The organism is Staphylococcus sp. HMSC65H10, from assembly GCF_001839185.1.
Taxonomy (GTDB): domain Bacteria; phylum Bacillota; class Bacilli; order Staphylococcales; family Staphylococcaceae; genus Staphylococcus; species Staphylococcus simulans.
On the sequence record NZ_KV840298.1, the window covers coordinates 1 to 4,197 of the forward strand.

Annotated in this window: 3 protein-coding genes; all 3 read right to left on the reverse strand. The window is 26.6% G+C overall.

Features of this window, described 5'->3' with window-relative positions:
• Positions 1–189: 189 nt before the first annotated feature.
• Positions 190–2,247 carry a Mur ligase family protein gene (locus HMPREF3270_RS00100; protein ID WP_070848680.1) on the reverse strand — a complete coding sequence of 686 codons (2,058 nt, stop codon included), beginning with the start codon at positions 2,245–2,247 and terminating at the stop codon, positions 190–192.
• Positions 2,248–2,256: 9 nt separating this feature from the next.
• Positions 2,257–3,873 (reverse strand): poly(glycerol-phosphate) alpha-glucosyltransferase, encoded by a 1,617-nt coding sequence (locus HMPREF3270_RS00105; protein ID WP_070848679.1) that lies wholly within the window; start codon positions 3,871–3,873, stop codon positions 2,257–2,259.
• A 107-nt stretch (positions 3,874–3,980) separates the two neighbouring features.
• Positions 3,981–4,197, reverse strand: a 217-nt coding sequence (locus HMPREF3270_RS00110) for an LPXTG cell wall anchor domain-containing protein (protein ID WP_141763109.1), incomplete at its 5' end; no start/stop codon positions are given.

A 4,197-nucleotide genomic window follows, 5' to 3' on the forward strand; every position in this document is an offset into this window, starting at 1 on the left:
TTTACGTTTATTTTTGTGTCACACAAAAATAAACACTCCCTATAACTATTGAAAGTTATAGGGAGGTTAGTGGCACTGTGTGATTTAATAGAATATTCAACTTTGAATTGACTTTCTACAAAAACTCTTATTTTATCATTTAGAGATAATCCTTCCAAAAATAACTGGAACTTATATATTCAAAATTAGTTATATACTTAAAAAGCAATCAAATTCACTTTTGGGATCTTGATATGAAGTGAAAATAATCGTTTCTTTTTCTCCTCGTATAAATCCACTTTTGTATTTAAGTCCTAAAATAAATGTATTACTAAATTTAAATAAATCATATTTATAATACTTATAAACTTGATATAGATCATTTACAGTATAACTTTGTCGTTCTTTACTTCTAAAACGTCCAGTTAAGTTTGTAGCTATTGCGGTAGATAATTTTAATTGCTGTATCAATTGATTGATATATTCTTTTCTTTCTATATGATTATCAAACAACTCATTAGCTAATTCATAGATTTCAGAAGGGTGAGGTGAATTAGTCATATTTTTTAGTAATGTATAGATGTGAATTTTTAGACCTTCAACATAACCATTTTTACTATTATTGGTTGGCCAACTTTTCATATTGATAATTCTATCTTCTAATTTTTCATCTATAGCTTTTAAATAATAGATTAATGGACTCATTCCCTCAATTGTTTGTGATTTGTTACTGTTGAATTTTTCAATTATTTGTCCAGTTTCATTATTTATTCTAATATAACTCTTTCCTACTTTACTAAGTTTTTCAAAAAGATCATCATCAAATTCTATATCATTCATTTCCAAAATATCTGGTAAAGATTTCGCTATTTCTGGAAAATCTGTACCCGTTACAGAAGATTTTAATAAAGTTAGAGAATCTTCATTACATAAGTATTTTAAATCATTAATTAACAACTCTTTATTCGGATACCAAGTTATATTCTTATTTCTCACCTTATTTACTACTTGTTTCAATTCTGTATCCTTACATAAAATATAATCTGCATTGCAACATTCTAACTCTTCAACTAGCTGTAAATGTATTGAACTAGACTTATGACCTAAATCACTAATTTTTCCTATGGCAATTATCTTATTACCTGAATAAAATTTTGTTTGACTATTAAATGCTCTAATCGCATTAATCATTGCTGGTAATGAAGCATTATGTGTATCATCTAGTAAGGTTAATTTATGCGATTTTGTTTGTATCTCTTTTAACGATAATATTTTAGAAAATGGTTTGAATTTTTTTAGTGATTTTTTCTTTATTGGCAAATTTAAACTTTTAAGTACTAACATACTTGCAAGTGCATTATAGACCATCCCTTTACTAATCGTATTAATTTGATAAACTTCTTTTTCATTATTTTGATTTTCTATTAAGAACTCAATATTCCCTTTATTATATCTGATATTATCAACAGACAAATCAACTTTACTATCCTTATTAATACCATAAGTTAACACATTATTAGTTTTTTCTTGTGCTTTATTAACTAAGTAATCAGCATATAATGTATCATTATTAATAATTGCTGTCCCATTATCTGAAAGGCCCTCAAAAATTCTTGTCTTAATTTTAGCAATATCTTTAACAGACTTAAAAGTTGAAAAATGTGCTTCACCTATGCCAGTAATAATTGCTATATCTGGTTTTAAGTAAATAGCTGTATTTTCAAGATAATTAATTGCATTCATAGATGTTTCAATTACAGCAAAGTCAGGATTTTTAATTAATTTCAACATATTACTATAAATAGCTGCTCTGACATTATTATTCCCTCTATTTTCAAGTACGTTAAAATCACTTAATAAACTAGTAATTAACATCCTAGTTGAACTTTTACCCATTGATCCAGTTATAGCAATAACTGGGTTTTTGTATTGATTTCTAATATATATAGCTAATTTTTTTAAAGCTTGAACAGAGTCTTCTATAATTATTTGTGGCGTGTTAAATGTTAAATCAGAAATATATTTTTCTGTTATAATTAATCCTATTTCTCCATTTTGTCTATCTACTAAATCATTACCATCTAGAGCATTTTTATTTCTTCCTAATTCTCTTGACCATGTTTCTTTATTAGGAGAGAAATACGCAGTTTTTTTACTTTTTATCAAATGATAAACTGTTTCAAAATCATTTATTTCATTCGATTCTTTATTGTTTGCATCTTTTAACTCTCCACCTATAATATTGTGGATTTTTTTAATCGTTAACATAATAAATACCTACCCTTTAAATTCCCTTTGATATTGTACATACCCTGAAAGATAATGTTCAATATCATCAATTCGAACACGATAGCCATGATGCTTAATAAAGAAACTCCCTAAGATTCTAGAGGGGTTTTTAAAATACATTGCAATTTCAGGATAAAAAAATCCAACTCTTTGATAATCTGCTCTAATATCAATAACTTCTTTTAAATATTTTTCATCTATCAAATGATTTACTAATTCTTCAAAACCAGTTTCTTTTGCTTTTGTAACTAATCTATAAGTAGCCATTAACATTTCTAAAAATGTTGGAAATGTTGTTTCTCGATTTTTAATATAATCAAGATAATTATTGACATTTTTAATTCCAAATTCAAAATATCTATCTTGTGGATTGATTTGGACTAATTCATTTGTACAATAACCTAACCAATGATCATGGTATTGCCAATATTTTTTCTCAATGAAACGATCCATTAATTTTTCTACAGTCTTCAACCATAATTCATTTTTATCTTTTTGATATAGTCTCAACAATGCAAGTGCTGCTTCACCATCATAATAAATAATTCTAAATTTTTCTTTAACGCTTAAATCTGGATAATTTAATATATGGGTTGTTTCATACGTTTTTTTATCAATCATTGTAAGGATGCCTTTCGCTACTTTTTGAGCGTTTTTAAGGTATTCAAGGTTATCTTCATGTTTTAAATATTCACATACCGCAAATATAAATGAAGCATTTTGTCCTAATTTGATTTCATTAGATTCGTTAGTATCATCATAAATATATGCTTTATCCCCAACCTCAAGTAACTGATTTGAAATAACATAATCAATTGCTTTTTCAACAGGTTGCAAACTTTTTCCTAGATAAGCCAATCCTTCTATTAAAGCATAAGTAGAAGATGAATGTCTTAAGATATTATAGAACCTAATTTCCTTATCGAAATGCGGAAAATATCCATAAATATACTTACCACTATCTAGCAACATATTTTGTAAAAACGTGGTACTGCTTTCAATTAATTGATCTATTTCTTCCTCTAAATGATTTATTTTTCTTAAACCTTTTCTATAACCCTTACTATGTAGTTCATATACTTCCTCATCATCTATAAAAAAACCTTTTGTATAGAATTTAACAACTTCTTTTTCATTATAAAATTCACTAGAAAAGACCTTTTTATTAGTTGTATATTTTCGTAAATAATTATTGATGTTTTTTTCAGAAAGAAATAATTTTTTGGTAGTGTTATCTGGTCTAATAAAAGCATTGGCATTAATTTCTTCAGGTAAAACTGCTAAATTCCATAGACTATCAAATGCTATACCAAAATCCACATAGTTCCTTCTTGTAGTTACTAAAGTTTTTTTTAATTCTTTAAATAAAACTTTTTCTGTTGACATAACAATATCTAATTTAATCCACTCAGGAAACTCACCTGATTTCTTTTTAAATTTAAGTGCTGATTTTGAAATATCTTGCTTTAAGTACTTAGTTTTTTTTAATAGTTTAACTTGAGCTTTAATATTATGTTTGCCTAAACTTAAAAAGACATAATCATCTTTTTTCACCTTATGATAAACTTCATCCATCAATTTATTTAATTTTTCTTCGAAATTCATTATTTCCTCCTCATTTATAATATTTTATTAGTTTATGATATTTAAAATAAAACCAGGCCTTACGTGGCCTGGTTTTAAACTTTACTTACAATAATGAAGCTTACCTATTATTTTTCTTCCTTATTATTGTTTTTGCGACGTTTCCCAACTAAGAATAATCCTCCAAGTGCAGCAAATAAAGAACCAAATAATGTACTGTTTATTTGATCATTATCACCAGTATCAGGTAAAGCTTTACCATCTAATTTATCTGATTTTCCGTGATTAGCTTTCTCTGCATCAGCATCTGAATCTGCGTCTGCATCAGCATCGGCATCTGCGTCT

What these genes read in the sequence shown, in the direction of transcription:
- HMPREF3270_RS00100 (WP_070848680.1), bottom strand. Translation starts at nt 2,247, where the DNA reads ATGTTAACGATTAAAAAAATCCACAATATTATAGGTGGAGAGTTAAAA.
- HMPREF3270_RS00105 (WP_070848679.1), bottom strand. Translation starts at nt 3,873, where the DNA reads ATGAATTTCGAAGAAAAATTAAATAAATTGATGGATGAAGTTTATCAT.